General features: G+C 68.2%; 13 protein-coding genes and 2 pseudogenes. 12 read left to right on the forward strand and 3 right to left on the reverse strand.

The genetic code is table 11. The features are described 5' to 3' along the window. The first annotated feature begins 51 nt into the window (after window positions 1-51). The 5 genes from glpK (at window position 52) to ugpC (ending at window position 5,904) form a co-directional block, all read left to right on the forward strand. Window positions 52-1,545: a glycerol kinase GlpK gene (gene glpK, locus BWR60_RS12650; RefSeq protein WP_088151383.1), complete on the forward strand. Its 1,494-nt coding sequence runs from the start codon at window positions 52-54 to the stop codon at window positions 1,543-1,545. A gap of 140 nt (window positions 1,546-1,685) precedes the next feature. Next, window positions 1,686-2,987 (forward strand): sn-glycerol-3-phosphate ABC transporter substrate-binding protein UgpB, encoded by a 1,302-nt coding sequence (gene ugpB, locus BWR60_RS12655; RefSeq protein WP_088151384.1) that lies wholly within the window; start codon window positions 1,686-1,688, stop codon window positions 2,985-2,987. Between the two features lie 105 nt (window positions 2,988-3,092). After that, entirely contained in the window at window positions 3,093-3,977 is an 885-nt protein-coding gene (gene ugpA, locus BWR60_RS12660) for a sn-glycerol-3-phosphate ABC transporter permease UgpA (RefSeq protein ID WP_088151385.1), read from the forward strand. Further along, window positions 3,974-4,822 (forward strand): sn-glycerol-3-phosphate ABC transporter permease UgpE, encoded by an 849-nt coding sequence (gene ugpE / locus BWR60_RS12665; RefSeq protein ID WP_088151386.1) that lies wholly within the window; start codon window positions 3,974-3,976, stop codon window positions 4,820-4,822. The genes ugpA and ugpE overlap by 4 nt, the downstream gene beginning before the upstream one ends. Next, window positions 4,822-5,904: a sn-glycerol-3-phosphate ABC transporter ATP-binding protein UgpC gene (gene ugpC / locus BWR60_RS12670; protein WP_088151387.1), complete on the forward strand. Its 1,083-nt coding sequence runs from the start codon at window positions 4,822-4,824 to the stop codon at window positions 5,902-5,904. Before ugpE ends, ugpC begins: the two co-directional genes overlap by 1 nt. Before the next feature lie 255 nt (window positions 5,905-6,159). Here ugpC and BWR60_RS12675 read toward each other — a convergent pair whose 3' ends face one another. The 3 genes from BWR60_RS12675 to BWR60_RS12685 form a co-directional block, all read right to left on the reverse strand. After that, window positions 6,160-7,755 carry a M28 family metallopeptidase gene (locus BWR60_RS12675; protein ID WP_088151388.1) on the reverse strand — a complete coding sequence of 532 codons (1,596 nt, stop codon included), beginning with the start codon at window positions 7,753-7,755 and terminating at the stop codon, window positions 6,160-6,162. Window positions 7,756-8,211: 456 nt separating this feature from the next. After that, window positions 8,212-9,846 carry a M20/M25/M40 family metallo-hydrolase gene (locus BWR60_RS12680; protein ID WP_088151389.1) on the reverse strand — a complete coding sequence of 545 codons (1,635 nt, stop codon included), beginning with the start codon at window positions 9,844-9,846 and terminating at the stop codon, window positions 8,212-8,214. 413 nt (window positions 9,847-10,259) lie between these two features. After that, a complete protein-coding gene (locus tag BWR60_RS12685; RefSeq protein ID WP_088151390.1) occupies window positions 10,260-10,874 on the reverse strand; it encodes a glutathione S-transferase family protein in 615 nt (204 codons plus the stop codon). Window positions 10,875-11,062: 188 nt separating this feature from the next. Between BWR60_RS12685 and sucC the strand changes: the two genes are divergently transcribed. The 7 genes and pseudogenes from sucC (at window position 11,063) to BWR60_RS12720 (ending at window position 19,189) form a co-directional block, all read left to right on the forward strand. Then, window positions 11,063-12,259: an ADP-forming succinate--CoA ligase subunit beta gene (gene sucC, locus BWR60_RS12690; protein WP_088151391.1), complete on the forward strand. Its 1,197-nt coding sequence runs from the start codon at window positions 11,063-11,065 to the stop codon at window positions 12,257-12,259. Further along, a pseudogene (gene sucD, locus BWR60_RS12695) lies at window positions 12,259-12,927 on the forward strand (succinate--CoA ligase subunit alpha); the annotation flags it as partial. The gene sucC and the pseudogene sucD, both read left to right, overlap by 1 nt. Beyond that, window positions 12,927-13,283, forward strand: a pseudogene (locus BWR60_RS12700) (succinate--CoA ligase subunit alpha); the annotation flags it as partial. The pseudogenes sucD and BWR60_RS12700, both read left to right, overlap by 1 nt. Before the next feature lie 305 nt (window positions 13,284-13,588). Beyond that, entirely contained in the window at window positions 13,589-16,519 is a 2,931-nt protein-coding gene (locus BWR60_RS12705) for a 2-oxoglutarate dehydrogenase E1 component (protein WP_088151439.1), read from the forward strand. A gap of 40 nt (window positions 16,520-16,559) precedes the next feature. Then, window positions 16,560-17,813, forward strand: a complete 1,254-nt coding sequence (odhB, locus tag BWR60_RS12710) for a 2-oxoglutarate dehydrogenase complex dihydrolipoyllysine-residue succinyltransferase (RefSeq protein WP_088151393.1) — start codon at window positions 16,560-16,562, stop codon at window positions 17,811-17,813. Window positions 17,814-17,866: 53 nt separating this feature from the next. Next, a complete protein-coding gene (locus BWR60_RS12715) occupies window positions 17,867-18,379 on the forward strand; it encodes a hypothetical protein (protein ID WP_088151394.1) in 513 nt (170 codons plus the stop codon). 222 nt (window positions 18,380-18,601) lie between these two features. Further along, a complete protein-coding gene (locus tag BWR60_RS12720) occupies window positions 18,602-19,189 on the forward strand; it encodes a TetR/AcrR family transcriptional regulator (protein ID WP_179221741.1) in 588 nt (195 codons plus the stop codon). Window positions 19,190-19,257 lie beyond the last annotated feature (68 nt).

Raw genomic sequence — 19,257 nt, forward strand, 5'->3', positions numbered from 1 at the left:
CGCGCTTCGGATAGTGCTTTCCCGAACATTGGTCGAGGCAGGAGTGGGAAGATGCGGCGACGCACATATGTCCTGGCGATCGACCAGGGGACGACATCGACCCGGGCGATCGTGTTCGACCCCCAGGGCCGGCCGGTGGCCGGCGCCCAGCGCGAGCTGCGCCAGATCTACCCGGCGGATGGCTGGGTCGAGCACGACCCGGAGGGGATCTGGTCCGACACCGTCTCGGCCTGCCGCGACGCCATCGCCCGGGCCCGGCTGACCGCCGACCACATCGCCGCCATCGGCATCACCAACCAGCGCGAGACCACGGTGCTGTGGGACCGCCAGACCGGCCGGGCGCTGCACTACGCCATCGTCTGGCAGGACCGGCGCGCCGCCGCCTTCTGCCGCGAGCTGGTGACCGCCGGGCACGAGCCCGCGGTGCAGACCAGGACCGGGCTGGTCATCGACGCCTATTTCTCGGCCAGCAAGCTGACCTGGCTCCTGGACAATGTCCCGGATGCGCGGCGCCGGGCCGAGGCGGGCGAGCTGGCCTTCGGCACCGTCGACAGCTTCCTGCTGTGGCGGCTGACCGGCGGGCGGGTGCACGCCACCGACGCGACCAACGCCAGCCGCACCATGCTGTTCAACATCCGGACCCAGGCCTGGGACGACGACCTGCTGGCCCTGTTCCGGATCCCGCGCGCGATCCTGCCGGAGGTGCACGACAACGCCCACGCCTTCGGCACCACCGACAAGATCCTGTTCGGCGCCGCCATCCCGATCACCGGCATGGCGGGCGACCAGCAGGCCGCGACCTTCGGCCAGGCCTGCTTCAAGCCGGGCATGATCAAGTCGACCTACGGCACCGGCTGCTTCGCCCTGCTGAACATCGGCGACAAGCCGAAGACCTCGAAGCACCGCCTGCTGACCACCACCGCCTATCGCCTCAACGGCAAGCCGACCTATGCCATCGAGGGCGCGATCTTCAGCGCCGGCGCCACCATCCAGTGGCTGCGCGACGGGCTGAAGATCATCAAGAACGCGGCGGAGAGCGAGACCCTGGCCCGGTCGGTCGAGGATTCCGCCGGGGTCTACCTGGTGCCGGCCTTCACCGGCCTGGGCGCGCCGCATTGGGACCCGGAGGCGCGCGGCACCATCCTGGGCCTGACCCGGGATTCGACCTCGGCCCACATCGCCCGCGCGGCGCTGGAGGCGGTGGCCTTCCAGACCCGCGACCTGATGGAGGCGATGGCCGCCGATGGCGGCGCCAAGGCGCGGGAGCTGCGGGTCGATGGCGGCATGGTGGCCAATGACTGGCTGTGCCAGATGCTGGCCGACATGCTGGACACCCCGGTCGAGCGGCCGAAGGTGATCGAGACCACGGCGCTGGGCGCCGCCTACCTGGCCGGGCTGACCGCCGGGGTCTACCCCTCGGTCGATGCTGTGGCCGAGGCTTGGCAGCGCGACCGGCTGTTCGAGCCGTCGATGCCGGCGGCCACGCGCAGCCGGCTGTATGAGGGCTGGCAGAAGGCGGTGAAGCGGGCGCGCGGCGTGAGGTAGTCCGCCTGCCCGGCCGCGCGGAAACGCGCGCTCATGCGCGGTTGCGAAAACAGTCGCAAAAGTTTCACTGCGCTGTCATGTTGCGAAAATGTGGCGCCTGTTAAGAGCGCCAGCACCATAACCTTCGGGGGGATTCCGCCATGACACTGCGCCTTGCCACGGCCGCCGCCGCCGCCGCCCTGACCATCAGCCTGCCCGCGCTGGCCGCCACCGAGATCCAGTGGTGGCACGCCATGACCGGGGCGAACAACGAGGTGGTCGAGACCCTGGCCAAGGAATTCAACGACAGCCAGTCCGACTACAAGGTCGTGCCCGTGTTCAAGGGCACCTATCCGGAGACGCTGAACGCCGGCATCGCCGCCTTCCGCGCCGGCCAGCCGCCGCACATCCTGCAGGTGTTCGACGCCGGCACCGGCACCATGATGGCCGCCGCCAAGGCCATCGTCCCGGTGGCCAAGGTGCTGCAGGCCGACGGCGTGACCTTCGACAAATCGCAGTATCTCGGCGGCGTGGTCAGCTACTACAGCACCGCCGACGGCGAGCTGCTGTCCTTCCCCTACAACAGCTCCTCGCCGATCCTCTACTACAACAAGGACGCCTTCAAGAAGGCGGGGCTGGACGAGAACACGCCGCCCAAGACCTGGCCGGAGCTGTTCGACGCCGCCAAGAAGATCAAGGCGGCCGGCTGGCCCTGCGGCTTCACCTCGACCTGGCTGACCTGGATCCAGCAGGAGAACTTCGCCGCCTGGAACAATGTGCCCTACGCCACCGAGCAGAACGGCCTGGCCGGGCTGGACCCCGAGCTGCTGATCAACAGCGACCTCTATGTCCGCCACTTCCAGACCCTGGCCGACCTGCAGAAGGCCGGCGTGTTCTCCTATGGCGGCCGCACCTCCGAGGCCAAGATCAAGTTCACCAGCGGCGAATGCGCCATGATGACGGAGTCCTCGGGTGGCCTCGGCGATGTGGTGAAGTCGGGCATCAACTACGGCACCGGCACCCTGCCCTACTATCCGGAGGCGGCCGGCGCGCCGCAGAACACCATCCCGGGCGGCGCCAGCCTGTGGGTCCTGGCCGGCCATCCGGACGCCGAATACAAGGGCGTGGCCAAGTTCTTCGAGTTCCTGTCGCAGACGTCGATCCAGGCCCGGCTGCACCAGAAGTCGGGCTACCTGCCGGTCACCCTCGCCGCCTATGAGGAGACCAAGAAGTCCGGCTTCTACGACAAGAATCCGGGCCGCGAGATCCCGATCCAGCAGATGATGGGCAAGGCGCCGACCGACAATTCCAAGGGCGTGCGGGTGATCAACCTGCCGCAGGTGCGCGACATCATCAACGAGGAGCTGGAGCAGATGCTGAACGGCCAGCAGGACGCCAAGACGGCGCTCGACAAGGCCGTGCAGCGCGCCAACGCCGCGATCAAGGAAGCGGCGGAGCAGTAAGGCCGGACCGGCTCTCCCCCTCACCCGGAAATCCGCAGGATTCCCGGGCGAGGGGACGGCGCCGGCCGCGCCGTCCTTCCCCTTTCCCACCACGACCCGCCCCGCATGAACCGCCGCGCGATCTTCCCGAACACGGTCCTGCCCTATCTGCTGGTGGCGCCGCAGATCGCGATCACCGTGATCTTCTTCTTCTGGCCGGCCGCCCAGGCGGTGCGCCAGTCGATGCTGCGCGAGGACCCGTTCGGCTTCAAAACCCGCGTGGTCTGGCTGGACAATTTCGGCCGGGTGCTGGGCGACCCGGCCTATCTGAACTCGCTGCAGGTCACGGCCGTGTTCTCGATCGCGGTCGCGGTCTCGGCCCTGGTGGTGGCGCTGCTGCTGGCGGTGATGGCCGACCGGGTGGTGCGCGGCCAGGGCCTGTACCGCACCCTGCTGCTGTCGCCCTACGCCATCGCCCCGGCCATCGCCGGCATGCTGTGGCTGTTCCTGTTCAACCCGTCGATGGGCACGCTGGCGGTGCTGCTGCGCCAGGCCGGCTTCGACTGGAATCCTCTCCTGAACGGCGGCCAGGCGATGACGCTGGTGGTGGCCGCGGCCGCCTGGAAGCAGATCAGCTACAACTTCCTGTTCTTCCTGGCCGGGCTGCAGGCGATCCCGAAGAGCCTGGTCGAGGCCGCGGCGATCGACGGCGCCGGCCCGGCCCACCGCTTCCGCACCATCATCTTCCCGCTGATCTCGCCGGTGTCGTTCTTCCTGCTGGTGGTCAACACCGTCTACGCCTTCTTCGACACGTTCGGCATCATCCATGCCGTGACCTCGGGGGGCCCGGGCAAGTCGACCGAGATCCTGGTCTACAAGGTCTACAATGACGGCTTCGTCAACCAGCAGATGGGCGTCTCCGCCGCGCAGTCGGTGATCCTGATGGTGCTGGTGATCGGGCTGACCTTCGTCCAGTTCCGCTATGTCGAGCGCCGGGTGCATTACGCATGATCGAGAACCGGCCGCTCGGCACGCTGATCGCCCATTTCGTCCTGATCGTCGGGATCGTGCTGGTCGCCTTCCCGGTCTACTACACCTTCGTCGCCTCGACCTACCCGACCCAGGCGATCCTGTCGCCGCCGCTGCCGCTGCTGCCGGGCGACCGGTTCCTGGAGAACTATGGCGGCGCGCTGTTCGGCGGGTCGGGCCGGATCGGCGGCGTCGACATGCTGAGGATCCTGTGGAACACGACGGTCGTGGCGCTGGCGATCGCGGTCGGCAAGATCGCGATCTCGCTCCTGTCCGCCTACGCCATCGTGTTCTTCCGCTTCCCGCTGCGGCTGGTGTTCTTCTGGATGATCTTCGTCACGCTGATGCTGCCGGTCGAGGTGCGCATCGTGCCGACCTACCAGGTCATCGTGAATCTCGGCCTGATCGACACCTATGCCGGGCTGACCATCCCGCTGATGGCGTCAGCCACCGCCACCTTCCTGTTCCGCCAGTTCTTCCTGACCGTGCCGGACGAGCTGGTGGAGGCGGCGCGGATCGACGGCGCCGGCCCCTTGCGCTTCCTGCGCGACATCCTGCTGCCGCTGTCACGCACCAACATCGCGGCGCTGTTCGTGATCACCTTCATCTATGGCTGGACCCAGTATCTCTGGCCGCTCCTGGTGACCAACGACAATTCGATGAACACGATCATCATCGCCCTGCGCAAGATGATCTCCTTCGCCGACGCCGACACCGAATGGAACCTGGTGATGGCGACCACCATCCTGGCGATCATCCCGCCGGTGGTGGTCGTCCTCGTCATGCAGCGCTGGTTCGTGAAGGGCCTGATCGAGAGCGAGAAGTAATGGCGACAGTCGAGATCCGCCGCGTCCGCAAGACCTATCCCGGCGCCGCGCAGGAGACCATCAAGGGCATCGACTGCGCCATCGCCGATGGCGAGTTCCTGGTCATGCTGGGCCCGTCCGGCTGCGGCAAGTCCACGCTGCTGCGCATGGTGGCGGGGCTGGAGAGCATCGGCGGTGGCGAGATCGCCATCGGCGGCCGGGTGGTGAACCGGCTGGAGCCGAAGGACCGGAACATCGCCATGGTGTTCCAGAACTACGCCCTGTACCCGCACATGTCGGTCTACGACAACATGGCCTACGGGCTGCGCATCCAGGGCCTGTCCAAACCCGAGATCGACCAGCGGGTGCGCGCGGCGGCGCAGACGTTGGAGCTGTCGGCCCTCTTGGAGCGCAAGCCGCGCCAGCTGTCCGGCGGCCAGCGCCAGCGCGTCGCCATGGGCCGCGCCATCGTGCGCGAGCCGGCCGTGTTCCTGTTCGACGAGCCACTGTCCAACCTGGACGCCAAGCTGCGCACCCAGATGCGGATCGAGATCAAGAGGCTGCAGTCGCGCCTGGCCGTCACCAGCCTCTACGTCACCCATGACCAGGTCGAGGCCATGACCCTGGCCGACCGGATCATGGTGATGAATGGCGGCGCCGCCGAGCAGATCGCCCCGCCGCTGGAGATCTATCTGAAGCCGGCCTCGGTCTTCGTCGCCGGCTTCATCGGCTCGCCGGCGATGAATTTTTTGCCGGCCGAGGTGGCGGGCGACGGAAGCGGCGTGATCCTGCCCGGCGGCCAGCGCATCGCCACGCAGCGGGCGGCGGGGCTGGGCGGACGCAAGGTGCTGGCCGGCATCCGGCCGGAGCATCTGACGCTGGACGGCCCGGCCGACCCGGAGCACCGGCTGGAGGTCGCGGTCGAGCTGGTCGAGGCGCTGGGCGCCGACACCGTGGTCCACGGCCGGCTGGGCGACGGCGCGACGCTCCTGGCCCGGCTGCCCGGCGTGGTGCCGGCCCGCGGCGGCGACCGCCTGGCCTTCGCCGTGCCGGAGGACCAGCTGCATTTATTCGACCCAGAGACCGGGCGGGCGCTGGGGTAGAGCGGCCCGGTCCGGTCAGCCGCGCGGCCTCTCTCGCCTTCCGGACCTTTTCACAGTCCCCACCGCCGTCATTGCGAGCGCAGCGAAGCAATCCAGGGGCCAGTGCGAACCGGCCCCTGGATTGCTTCGTCGGCTTCGCCTCCTCGCAATGACGCCGAGGGGTGAAGGGAAGGCCGCGCGAAGACGCTCGGCATCCCATCGGTCCAAAGGAAAGGGGCCGGACTCCACAGCCCGGCCCCCGTCATTCCCCGAACGTCAGCGGATGGTCAGGCCGCCCTTGAACAGCGGGCTGCGCTGGGCCGCCGCGCGCTTGGCGGCCGTGGCCGCGAACTCCGCGGTGTCGGTCACCGGATCGCGCCGCATACCGAACACGATCACCGCATTCGCCACCGCGTCCGAGAACTGGTCCAGCGCCCGGTCGCTGATATTGGCGATGCCGTCGCAGGGCTGGTGGTAGCAGGCATCGTAGGGCTGGCCAGCCGTGCCGCCATAGATCCGCGCCTCGGCCTCGGACTTGACGTTCTCGGCGCCGCTGAACAGGCCGCCGGCCGGGATGCCGTTCTCGATGAACGGGCCGTAGTCGGACCGGCCGTCGAAGGCCGTCGGGGCCGTGGCCAGGTTCTTGCGGGCGAAATGCGCCAGGAACACGTTCTCGATCAGCCCCGAGCCGTCCGGCCCGGCATCCGGCGTGTCGGAGCCGTTGCCGTCATAGACGAAGCGCACGAAGTTCGGCGACGCCAGCATGTCGAAGTTGAGGTTCAGCAGGATCTTCTTCTTCTCGGCATCGCTGAGCGACGCGACATAGTGGGTCGAGCCGAGCAGCCCCAGCTCCTCGCCGCCCCAGAAGGCGAAGCGCACCTTGTTGCGCAGCAGCAGCTGGCGGCGGCCGACCTGCTCGGCGACCTCGAGATTGGTCGCGGTGCCGCTGCCATTGTCGTTGATGCCGGGGCCGACCTGGACGGAATCGAGATGCGCCCCGACCGTGACGATCTTGTTCGGGTCGCCGAACCAGGTGTCGGCGATCACGTTCCAGTTCGTCCGCTTCTCGTTGATCGCCTGGACCTTGATCCGGACATTGACCGGGCCGGACTGGGCCTGGGTGTACAGCTCGTTGCCGACCTCGAAGGTGGTGAACACGCCCGGATAGGGCCGCGGCGCGCCGAGGCCGACGCCCTCGATCACATCGGTGCGGCCGGGCTGGCCCTCATTCATGATGATGACGCCGATGGCGCCCGCCGCCTCCGCCATCTCCGCCTTCTGGGCGAAGGGGCAGGTGCCGCGCTGGATCAGCGCGATCGCCCCCGCCGTCTCCGGCGGATAATCGGCGGCCTCGCAGCCGCTGGCCGAGCTGGGCTCCGGCGTCGGCGGCAGCACCAGGTTGCGGGTCGGCACCACCCGGCCGGTGACCTCGGTCGAGGCGGAATACAGCGTGGTCGCGAAGTCGGTGGCGGGAGTGTAGGTCCGCGGCGACGGCGACACCCGCGCGAATTCCGGCGTCCCGGTCTCCTGGAAGAAGTCGAACGGGAAGGGCTGGACGGTGACCCGGTAGCCGGCGCGCTGCAGCCGCTGCTTCACATAGTCGACCGAGGCCTTGTAGCCCGGCAGGCCGGCGGCGCGGTTGCCGCCATTGGCAGTGGCGATGGCCTGCAGCGCCGTCAGGTGCTGGCGGATGCCGGCGACGGTGACCGCCCGCTGCAGGTCGGCGCTGATCAGCGCCGTGATCAGGTCGCCGATCAGGCCGCGCTGGGCCGCCGCCGACGGGGCAGCGTTGGTGGTGGCGGCCATGGTCGAGGACGCAGGCAGGGCCAGGGCGGTCGCCAGCAGGGCGGCCGCCAGATGACGCGTTTTCACGATGGTCCCCCTTCAAGTCGTTGCGGTGGGGCTTGTGGCCGCCCGGAGCGCAATCGATTGGCCCTGGTTAGGCCAGCCCCCACTTGCCCGGCACTGTCCAGCAGTGCCGTAAAGGACGTCAACAGGATTTTTGATCCTGTTTTCGATCTATATTTGGCAAAATTTGATCATCCTGAAATTTTGTCTGACGATCCCTTCACTGCACAAAAGATTTCCTGCCTAATGCCTGACAAATATACCAATTCCCAAAATACTGAGCCGTCATGGCGAGCCCCGCAGGGGCGTGGCCATCCAGCGGCACAGCCCCCTGGATGGCCACGTCGGCTTCGCCTCCTCGCCATGACGGAGAAGAACCGGAGGGTCGATCTCAAAGGTCGCCGGTATTGCTGGCGCGTCCAAAATAGAAAGGGTCCGGACGTCGCCGTCCGGACCCCAAAGGCCGCTCGCCAACCCGCGTCAGCGGATCATCAGCGGACCCTTGTACAGCGCGCCGCGCGTCGCGTTCCGGGCGACCCGCTTGGTCGCGGCCGAGGCCGCCAGCCCGACCGGGTCGACCACCGGGTCGCGCCGCTGGGCGAACACCACGACCGAGTTCGCCACCGCGTCCGAGAACTGGTCGAGCACGGTGTTGTTGATGTTGGCGATGGTGTCGCAGGCCTGATGGTAGCAGGGATCATAGGCGATGCCGGCGGTGCCGCCGTAGATCCGCGCCTGGGCCTCGGTCTTGATCACCTCGGCGCCGGTGAAGATGCCGCCCGCCGGGATGCCGGCCTCGGTGAAGGCGGCATAGTCCGACCGGTTGTCGAAGGCGGTCGGGTCGGTCGCCAGGTTGCGCTGGGCGAAGAAGGCCAGGAACACGTTCTCGACCAGGCCGGAGCCGTTCGGGCCCGCCGCGTCCGGGAAGGTCGACCCGTTGCCGTCATAGACGAAGCGGACATAGTTCGGCGACGCCAGCATGTCGAAATCCAGCATCACCTTGATCTTGGCGCGCTCGGCGTCGCTCAGCGATTCGACATAGTGGAACGCGCCCAGCAGCCCGAGCTCCTCGGCACCGAAGAAGGCGAACCGCACCTTGTTGCGCAGCAGAATCTGGCGGCGGCCCAGCTGCTCGGCGACCTCGAGATTGGTCGCGGTGCCGCTGCCGTCATCGTTGATGCCCGGGCCCGCGGGCACGGAGTCATTGTGGGCGCCGACCACCACGACCGAGTCGGGCCGGCCGAAATACGTCTCGCCGATGACGTTCGAGGTCGGCCGGTTCTCGGACAGGGTGTTGGTGGTGACATGCACCGTCACCGGGCCGGCCTGGGTCTGGGCGTAGAGATCGGCGCCGACCTGGAAGGTGGCCTTCAGCACCGGGATGTCGATCGGCACGTCCATCGCGGCGGTGGGGAACAGGTCGATGCGCCCGGGCTGGCCTTCGTTGAAAATGACCACGGCCTTGGCCCCGGCCGCCTTGGCGTTGGCCGCCTTGAGGCTGAAGTCGCAGGTGCCGCGCTGGACCAGCGCGATCTGGCCGGACACCGCGGCCGGGAAATCCGCGGCCTCGCAGCCGCTGGTCGAGTTCGGCGCCGGCGCCGGCGGGATCTCGATGTCGGTGGTCGGCACCAGCCGGCCGGTGACGTCGCCCGAGCCGGAGAACGGCATCGTCGCGAAGTCGGTTTCGTTGACGTAGGTCTTCGGGGTCGGCGCCGTCTCGGCGAAGGTGCCGGGCCCGAGCTCCTCGTAGAACGGGATGGTGAAATCCTGCACCGTCACCCGGTAGCCGGCGCGCTGCAGCCGCTGCTTGAGATAGTTGACCGTGGCGACGTTGCCGGGCGTACCCGCGGCGCGGGTGCCGCCATTGGCATCGGCGATGCGCTGCAGGGCGTTGAGATGCTGGCGGATGCCCGGGACGGTGACCGCCCGCTGCAGGTCCAGGCTCATCAGCGCGGTGATCAGGTCGCCGAGCGGGTTGCCCAGCGACAGGGTGCTGGCGGAGGCTGATTTGGATGCGGAGGCGGTCGAGGACGCCGTATCGGCGGCCAGGACCGAGGACACGGGGAGGGCGATGACGGACGCCAGCGCGGCGGCCGCCAGATGACTCGATCTCACGATTGGTCCCCCTATGTGTTGCGGTGGGGCTTGTGGCCGCCCGGTTCGCAAATGAATGGCCTCGGTTTGGCCAGCCCCCACGTGGCGGCACTGTCCGCCGCCGCCGGGACAGTCGTCAACATTACTGATTTAGGTCAATTTGTCTGAAACTCGCTTCAAAGATTTGCGTTATATGTTAACAATTCTATGAAGTCTTGGTCTCGTCTGAGATATAGCCCGACAAAACTTGACGATCCTTTATCTGATACTGCTGCACTGCAGCACGCGACCACGCAACGGTGTTGAAATCGGCTCCTCAGCCCTTTTTGTCATGGCGAGGCGCGCAGCGCCGCGGCCATCCAGGGCCGCTCGCACTGGCCCCTGGATGGCCGCGCCCCTTCGGGGCTCGCCATGACGAACCGATAATTGAGTCCTCAGGCGGAGAAGTACCGCCCCCAGGCCTCCGCCACCACGGGGTCCGCCAGCAGCGTGTCCCAGATCCGGCTGAGCGGCGTCATCTCCTCGCGGAAGTCGTACCAGCTCAGCAGCATCAGCAGATACAGGTCGGCCGCGCTGCGCTGCTCGCCGAGCAGGTACGGGCCGGGCATCAGCGCGTCGGCGATCAGCGCCCAGTAGCGGTCGACCGCACGGTCCGCCGCCTCCCGCACCCCCGGTGCGGCGGCGGGGTCGGCGGTGAAGCGCTCGGGATAGGCCTGGCGCAGCACGGCGCCGTACAGGTTCACCGCCATGAACACGAGCCAGCGGTCGAACCGGGCGCGTTCGGCGCTGCCGGGCGGCGGCGCCAGCCCGGCGGCGGGATGGGCATCGACCAGATGCAGGATCATCGCCGCCGACTCGGTCAGCACCGTGCCGTCGGGCAGCACCAGCGTCGGGATCTCGCCCATCGGGTTCAGGCGCAGATAGTCCGGATCGCGATGCGCGCCGATCTTGTGATCCACCCGGATCCGCTCGCAGGGCGCGCCGGCCAACTGCAGCACGAGGTCGGGGGCGAAGGCGCCGGTGTCCCTGTTCCAATACAGCCTGTACATCGCCGCGCCCTCCCCGCTTCTGGACCGCCGCAACCATGATGGCGTGAAACCGCCGCGGATCAACGGTCTGTGCCTCACGCTTTGCTGCGTTGCAGCGACTCGGTTGCCCCGAGAGATTCAGGTGCTATTGTGCGGCCCGTTTCGCGGGCGGCCTCAGGCGCCGCGCTCTCACCCAGGACGGACGGTCCATGAACATCCACGAGTATCAGGCGAAGGGGCTCTTGGGGCGCTATGGCGTGCCGGTGCCGCGCGGCGGGGTGGCGTACACGCCGGAGGAGGCGGTGCGTGTGGCGGAGGGTCTCGGCGGCGCCGTGTATGTCGTCAAGGCGCAGATCCATGCGGGCGGCCGCGGCAAGGGCCACTTCCAGGAGGATCCGTCGGGCAAGGGCGGGGTCCGGGTGGTGAAGTCGACGGCGGACGTCGCGGCGGCGGCCGAGGCGATGCTGGGCCGGACGCTGGTGACGGTGCAGACCGGGCCTGCGGGCAAGGAGGTCGGCCGGATCTATGTCGAGGAAGGCTGCGACATCGCCCGTGAGCTGTATCTGTCGCTGCTGGTCGACCGCAAGAGCGGCCGGGTGACGATCATCGCCTCGACCGAGGGCGGCATGGCGATCGAGGAGGTGGCCGAGGCCACGCCGGAGAAGATCCAGACCATCGTCATCGACCCGGCGACGGGCTTCTCGGACTTCCATGGCCGCGAGGTCGCCTTCGGCCTCGGCCTCGAGGGCAAGCAGGTCAATGCGGCCGTGGGCTTCCTGAAGGGGCTGTACAAGGCCTTCATCGAGCTCGACGCGTCGCTGGTGGAGATCAACCCGCTGGTGGTGACGGGCGCGGGGCAGCTGATCGCGCTCGACGCCAAGATGGGCTTCGACGACAACGCCCTGTTCCGCCACAAGGAGGTCGAGGAGCTGCGCGACGAGAGCGAGCAGGACCCGACCGAGACCGAGGCGGAGAAGGCGTCGCTGAACTACGTCAAGCTCGACGGCAACATCGGCTGCATGGTCAACGGCGCGGGTCTCGCGATGGCGACCATGGACATCATCAAGCTGGAAGGCGGCGAGCCGGCCAACTTCCTGGATGTCGGCGGCGGCGCCACGCGCGAGCGGGTGACCACGGCGTTCAAGCTGATCCTGTCGGACCCGAATGTCGAAGGCATCCTGGTCAACATCTTCGGCGGCATCATGCGCTGCGATGTGATCGCCGAGGGCGTGGTCGAGGCGGCGCGGGAGGTTTCCCTGCACGTGCCGCTGGTGGTGCGTCTGGAAGGCACCAATGTCGAGCGCGGCAAGCAGATCCTGGCCGAGAGCGGTCTGCCGATCCTGTCGGCCGACGACCTCGGCGACGCCGCAGTGAAGATCGTCCGTGCCGTGAAGGAGGCCGCGTGATGGCCGTGCTCGTCGACAAGAACACCAAGGTGATCTGCCAGGGCTTCACCGGGGCCCAGGGCACCTTCCACTCCGAGCAGGCGATCGCCTACGGCACCCGCATGGTCGGCGGCGTCACCCCGGGCAAGGGCGGCACCCGCCACCTCGACCTGCCGGTGTTCGACACCGTGGCCCAGGCCGTCGACCAGACCGGCGCCAATGCCAGCGTCATCTACGTGCCGCCGCCGTTTGCGGCCGACGCGATCCTGGAGGCGATCGACGCCGGGATCCCGCTGGTGGTGTGCATCACCGAGGGCATCCCGGTCTTGGACATGGTCCGGGTCAAGCGGGCGCTGGYSGGSTCSGCCACSCGGCTGATCGGGCCGAACTGCCCGGGCGTGATCACGCCGGGCGAGTGCAAGATCGGCATCATGCCGGGYCACATCCACAAGCGCGGCAAGATCGGCATCGTCAGCCGGTCGGGCACGTTGACCTATGAGGCGGTGGCGCAGACCACGGCGGCGGGCCTCGGSCAGACCACCTGCATCGGCATCGGCGGCGACCCGGTGAACGGGACCAACTTCGTCGAGGCGCTGACGATGTTCGTGGAGGACCCGGAGACCGAGGGCATCATCATGATCGGCGAGATCGGCGGCGATGCCGAGGTGATGGGCGCCGAGTTCCTGAGACCTGCATCGGCATCGGCGGCGACCCGGTGAACGGGACCAACTTCGTCGAGGCGCTGACGATGTTCGTGGAGGACCCGGAGACCGAGGGCATCATCATGATCGGCGAGATCGGCGGCGATGCCGAGGTGATGGGCGCCGAGTTCCTGAAGGCCAGCGGCACCAAGAAGCCGGTGGTCGGCTTCATCGCCGGCCGCACCGCCCCTCCCGGCCGCCGCATGGGCCATGCCGGCGCCGTGATCTCCGGCGGCCACGACACCGCCGACCACAAGATCGAGGCGCTGAAGGCCGCCGGCATCGCCGTCGCCGACTCCCCGGCATCCCTCGGAAAGACCATGCTCGCGGCGATGAAGGGCTGACCCTTCACCGTTCGCGGCGGATGCAACCCCGACCGGTCCGCCGGTCGGGGTTTTTTCGTATCGGGATTCCGCCGATTCGGACGGTCTGTTTCAGACAGGATGTCGCGTTTGCGTTCTTTGCGTGGGAGATCTGTCGTATTGGCGCCGGAAATTGCTCGTTCCGCGCCCGACATATCTTTCATCCATTGGACTTTCGGCGTAGGTTGCGCGCCACTTGAGCCCGTCCCGCGAGGGACCGCCCGGCCGCGGCGTCAATGCGGCCGCCGACCGCCAGGGAAACGGCCGGAGACCGGCCGTTGGAAATGATGGGTAGCCCGTCGGAACAAAGTTCCTTCCTGTTCGCCCCGAATGCCGATTTCATCGCCGAGCTGCATGAGCGCTACCGCGCCGATCCAGGCTCGGTCGATGAGAGTTGGCGTGCCTTCTTCGCCGGACTCGGCGAAGGCGAGGCGGAGGTGGATGCAGGTCCATCGTGGAGCCCGCAGAACGGGGCCATCCCCGCGGTCAGGCTGAACGGCCTGGGCGAGGCCTTCGCGCTGGAGGCGCCGACCGAGGCGCCCGCCGCCGGTTCGACCAAGGGGGGCGCCAAGCCCGGCAAGGCCCCGGCCGCCGCGGCTGCCGCCGCCCCGGATGCCGATGCCATCCGCCGCGCCGCGCATGACACGCTGCGGGCGATGCAGCTGATCCGCGCCTATCGCGTGCGCGGCCACCTGCTGGCCGATCTCGACCCGCTCGGCCTGACGGTGCAGAGCAAGACCCATCCCGACCTCGACCCCGCCACCTACGGCTTCACCGAGGCCGACATGGAGCGGCCGATCTACGTCGCCGGCCAGCTGGGCCTGGACACGCCGACGCTGCGCCAGATCGTGACCCGGCTGCGCGCCACCTATTGCGGCCATATCGGCGTCGAATACATGCACATCCAGGATCCGGCGGTGCGCGCCTGGATCCAGGAGCGGATCGAGACCATCGAGAACCGCACCGAGTTCACCCCCGAGGGCAAGCGCGCCATCTATGAGCGCCTGACCGCGGCCGAGAGCTTCGAGCGCTTCCTCAACGTCAAATACACCGGCACCAAGCGCTTCGGCCTGGACGGCGGCGAGGCGATGATCCCGGCGCTGGAGCAGATCCTGAAGCGCGGCGGGCAGCTGGGCCTCGAGGAGATCGTGGTCGGCATGGCCCATCGCGGCCGCCTGAACACGCTGGCCAACTTCCTGGGCAAGCCCTTCTCCGCGATCTTCTCGGAGTTCCAGGGCAACCCGGCGAACCCGGACGACGTCCAGGGCTCGGCCGACGTGAAGTACCATCTCGGCACCTCGTCGGACCGCGACTTCGACGGCCACACCGTGCACCTGTCGCTGACCGCCAACCCGTCGCATCTGGAATGCGTCAACCCGGTGGTGATCGGCAAGGTCCGCGCCAAGCAGACCCAGCGCCGCGACGAGGACCGCACCGCGGTCCTGCCGCTGCTGATCCATGGCGACGCCGCCTTCGCCGGCCAGGGCGTGGTGGCCGAGACGCTGATGATGTCCGACCTCAAGGGCTATCGCGTCGGCGGCACCATCCACTTCGTCATCAACAACCAGATCGGCTTCACCACCGCGCCGGTCTATTCCCGCTCGGGGCCCTACTGCACCGACGTGGCGCGGACGGTCCAGGCGCCGATCTTCCACGTCAACGGCGACGACGCCGAGGCGGTGGTGCACGCCTCGCGCATCGCCATCGAGTTCCGCCAGAGATTCGGCCATGACGTGGTGGTGGACATGTTCTGCTACCGCCGCTTCGGCCACAACGAAGGCGACGAGCCGGCCTTCACCCAGCCGCTGATGTACAAGACCATCGCCAGGCACGCGCCGGTGCGCGAGCTGTATGCCCGGCAGCTGGTCGAGGAAGGCCTGCTGACGGCCGACGGTGCCGAGGGCATCGTGCGCGACTTCCAGAAGCATCTGGAGGAGGCGTTCGAGGGATCTACCACCTACAAGCCGAACAAGGCGGACTGGCTGGGAGGCGCCTGGTCGGGCCTGACCATCGCCGCCGGCGACGACCGCCGCGGCGCCACCGCGGCGCCGGACGCGCTGCTGCGCGAGGTCGGCAAGGCGATCAGCACGGCCCCGTCCGGCATCAACGTCAACCCGAAGGTCGTGCGCCAGCTCAAGGCCAAGGCGCAGATGATCGAGACGGGCCGGGATATCGACTGGGCCACGGCCGAGGCGCTGGCCTTCGGCACGCTGGTGGCCGAGGGCATCCCGGTGCGCCTGTCGGGCCAGGATTCCGGCCGCGGCACCTTCAGCCAGCGCCATTCGGTGCTGGTCGACCAGGAGACCGAGGAGCGCTACGTCCCGCTGAACCACATCCGCGAGGGCCAGGCCGCCTATGAGGTGCATGACAGCCCGCTGTCGGAATTCGCGGTGCTGGGCTTCGAATACGGCTATTCGCTGGCCGAGCCGCGGGCCCTGACGCTGTGGGAGGCGCAGTTCGGCGACTTCGCCAACGGCGCCCAGACCATCATCGACCAGTTCATCTCCTCCGGCGAGCAGAAGTGGCTGCGCATGTCCGGCCTGGTGATGCTGCTGCCGCACGGCTATGAGGGCCAGGGGCCGGAGCATTCCTCGGCCCGCATCGAGCGCTACCTGCAGCAATCGGCCGAGGACAACTGGCAGGTGGTGAACCTGACCACCCCGGCGAACTACTTCCACGCGCTGCGCCGCCAGATCCACCGCGATTTCCGCAAGCCGCTGGTGGTGTTCACGCCGAAGTCGCTGCTGCGCCACAAGGAGTGCGTCTCGACCCTGGACGACTTCACCAACGGCTCGACCTTCCACCGCGTGCTGGGCGAGACCGCCGAGCTGGTGGCGGGCGAGCAGGTGAAGCGGGTCGTGATCTGCTCCGGCAAGGTCTATTACGACCTGAAGAAGGGGCGCGACGAGCGCGGCCTGAAGGACGTCGCCATCATCCGGCTGGAGCAGATGTTCCCGTTCCCGCGCAAGACGCTGGGCGCGGAGCTGGCGAAGTATCCGAACGCCGAGGTGGTGTGGTGCCAGGAGGAGCCCGAGAACCAGGGCGCCTGGTACTTCGTCGACCGCAAGATCGAGGCCGCGCTGGGCGAGATCAAGCACCGCAGCGCCCGGCCGCGCTATGCCGGCCGGCCGGAGGCCGCGGCCCCGGCCACCGGCCTGCTGCGCCGCCACAACCAGGAACAGGCCAAGCTGGTCGACGAGGCCCTGTCGGTCGGCTGATCTCAGAGCGCCCGCACGGATCGGAAGGAATGGAGACTCTATGAGCGTCGAGATCAAGGTGCCCGCCCTGGGCGAATCGGTGACCGAGGCCACCGTCGCCCGCTGGCTGAAGAAGCCGGGCGAGGCCGTGGCCATGGATGAGCCGCTGGTCGAGCTCGAGACCGACAAGGTGACGCTGGAGGTCAATGCCACCGCGGCGGGCGTGCTGGAATCGGTGGCCGCCGAGGAAGGCGCCAATGTCGAGGTCGGCGCCCTGCTGGGCAGCATCGGCGAGGGCGCCGGCGCCCCGGCCGCCAAGCCGGCGGCCAAGGCCGAGGCGGCGAAGCCGGCGGCTGCCGCTCCCGCGGCGGCCCCCGCCAAGACCAATGGCGGCGGCGAGGCGCCGATCGCCATGCCGTCGGCCGCGAAGATCATCGCCGAGAACAACCTCGACGCCGGCGCCATTTCCGGCAGCGGCAAGGGCGGGCGCATCCTGAAAGAGGACGCGCAGGCCGCGGCCGCCGGCGGCGCCAAGCCGGCCGCCGCCCCGGCTTCGGGCAGTGTGATCGAGGTTCCCGCCTTCACCCGTCCGGACAGCGGCCCGCGGCCGCAGAAGGACCGGGAGGAGCGGGTGCGCATGACCAAGCTGCGCAAGACCATCGCCACCCGGCTGAAGCAGGCGCAGAACAACGCCGCCATGCTGACGACCTTCAACGAGGTCGACATGACGGCGCTGATGGCGCTGCGCAACCAGTACAAGGACAGCTTCGAGAAGAAGCACGGCGTGAAGCTGGGCTTCATGTCGTTCTTCCTGAAGGCCTGCATCGTCGCGCTGAAGGAGCTGCCGGCGGTCAACGCCGAGATCGACGGCGACGACCTGGTCTACAAGAACTACTACGACATCGGCGTCGCCGTCGGCACGCCGAACGGGCTGGTGGTGCCGGTGGTGCGCGACGCCGACGGCCTGTCCTTCGCCGAGGTCGAGAAGACCATCGGCGACCTGGGCCGCAAGGCGCGCGACGGCAAGCTGTCGATGGCCGACCTGACCGGCGGCACCTTCACCATCTCCAACGGCGGCGTCTACGGCTCGCTGATGTCGACGCCGATCCTGAACCCGCCGCAGTCCGGCATCCTGGGCATGCACAAGATCCAGGAGCGGCCGATGGCCGTGGGCGGCAAGGTCGAGATCCGGCCGATGATGTATCTGGCCCTGTCCTACGACCACCGCATCATCGACGGGCGCGAGGCCGTGACCTTCCTGGTCCGGGTCAAGGAATGCCTGGAGGATCCGCAGCGCATCCTGCTCGACATGTGACGATCCGGAAGGGCACGGTAAAACGTGCCCTTCTTCGTTTCAGGAGCCCTGATGTGATCCGCGCCCCTCTTCTTGCCCTGCCCGTCCTGCTCGCCGTCGCGGCGCCGGCCCTGGCGCAGGAGGCCGAAGGCTGGGGCACGGGCTACCACATGGGCACCGCCTATGCCGGGCTGACCAATGCCGACGGCGCCCATCTCGGCGTCTACTGCTCCGACGTGTCGCGGCAGGCGGATTCGGCGGTCCGCACCGGCCCCTATGTCCTGTTCTCGCTGCCGCGCAGGCTGGCGCTGGAAGGCAAGGCCGTGCCGGTGACCTTCACCGTCGACGGCAAGGCCACCCCGGTGCCGATGGGGATCGAGGTCGAGGAGGCGTCGACCGCCTTCGACTGGGGCCCGTCCAAGAGCTTCACCACCGACCAGATGAAGGCGCTGGTCGAGAGCCTGCGCCGCGGCAAGGCCCTGACCGTCGGCCTGGCCGAGCCCGCGGTGACCGCGGTGACCGAACCCTTCACCCTCGCCGGCTCCGGCGCCGCGCTGGAGAACATCCTCGACTGCGCCAGGCGGTGATCGCAGGGCTTGGGTGAGACCCTTCGCCCCTTTTGCTGTCATCCTCGGGCTTGACCCGAGGATCCAGGGGCTTTCAAGAGCCGCTCTCGATGGCCCTGGATTGCCGGGTCAAGCCCGGCAATGACAGGAGTGGCAGGAGCCGCGAACCCGACGCGTGAATCTTGACTTGAACCCAGCGGACCGGCTACTCACCTAGAACGAACGTTCGATCGAGTGCAGCCCGTGTTTGCCGACGCCGACATCGACAGCAAGCGCGACGCCATCCTCAAGGCGACCCTGGAGCTGGTGGCGGAGCGCGGTTTCCACGACACGCCGATGTCCCAGGTCGCCAAGCGGTCCGGGGCCAGCCCCGGCGTGATCTACCACTACTTCGCCAGCAAGGACGAGCTGATCCGCGACCTCTACCGCGAGGTCAAGGCGGTGAAGGCCCGGGCCATGCTGCAGGGCGGGGCCGACGGCGCGTCGCCGAAGGCGGCGTTCAAGCAGACTTGGCGCAACGCCTACGACTTCTACCGCACCCACCGGCTGGAGGCCCGCTTCCTCGAGCAGTACGAGAACTCCCCCTACCATTGTCCGACCGACCTGCAGGAGTTGGCCAAGGAGGACGAGAACTTCGCTATCCTGGCCCGGCGGCTGGGCTTCGTCGACGGCGGCAGCCCGTTCAAGCCGCTACCGACGGAGATCGTCTACGACCTGTCCTTCGGGACGGCCGCGCGGTTGGCGCGGCGGGCCCCGGACACGCCGCTGGACGATGCGACGCTGGACGACATTGCCGAGGGCTGCTGGCGCGCCGTCGCCCGCAACCCTTAAGCCTTTCGACGAATTCGATCGAATATTCGATCTAGACCTTTGTTCCTAGATCCGCGGCCAACGCGGAC

Source organism: Inquilinus limosus (assembly GCF_002195995.1).
In the GTDB taxonomy this organism is placed as follows: domain Bacteria; phylum Pseudomonadota; class Alphaproteobacteria; order DSM-16000; family Inquilinaceae; genus Inquilinus; species Inquilinus limosus_C.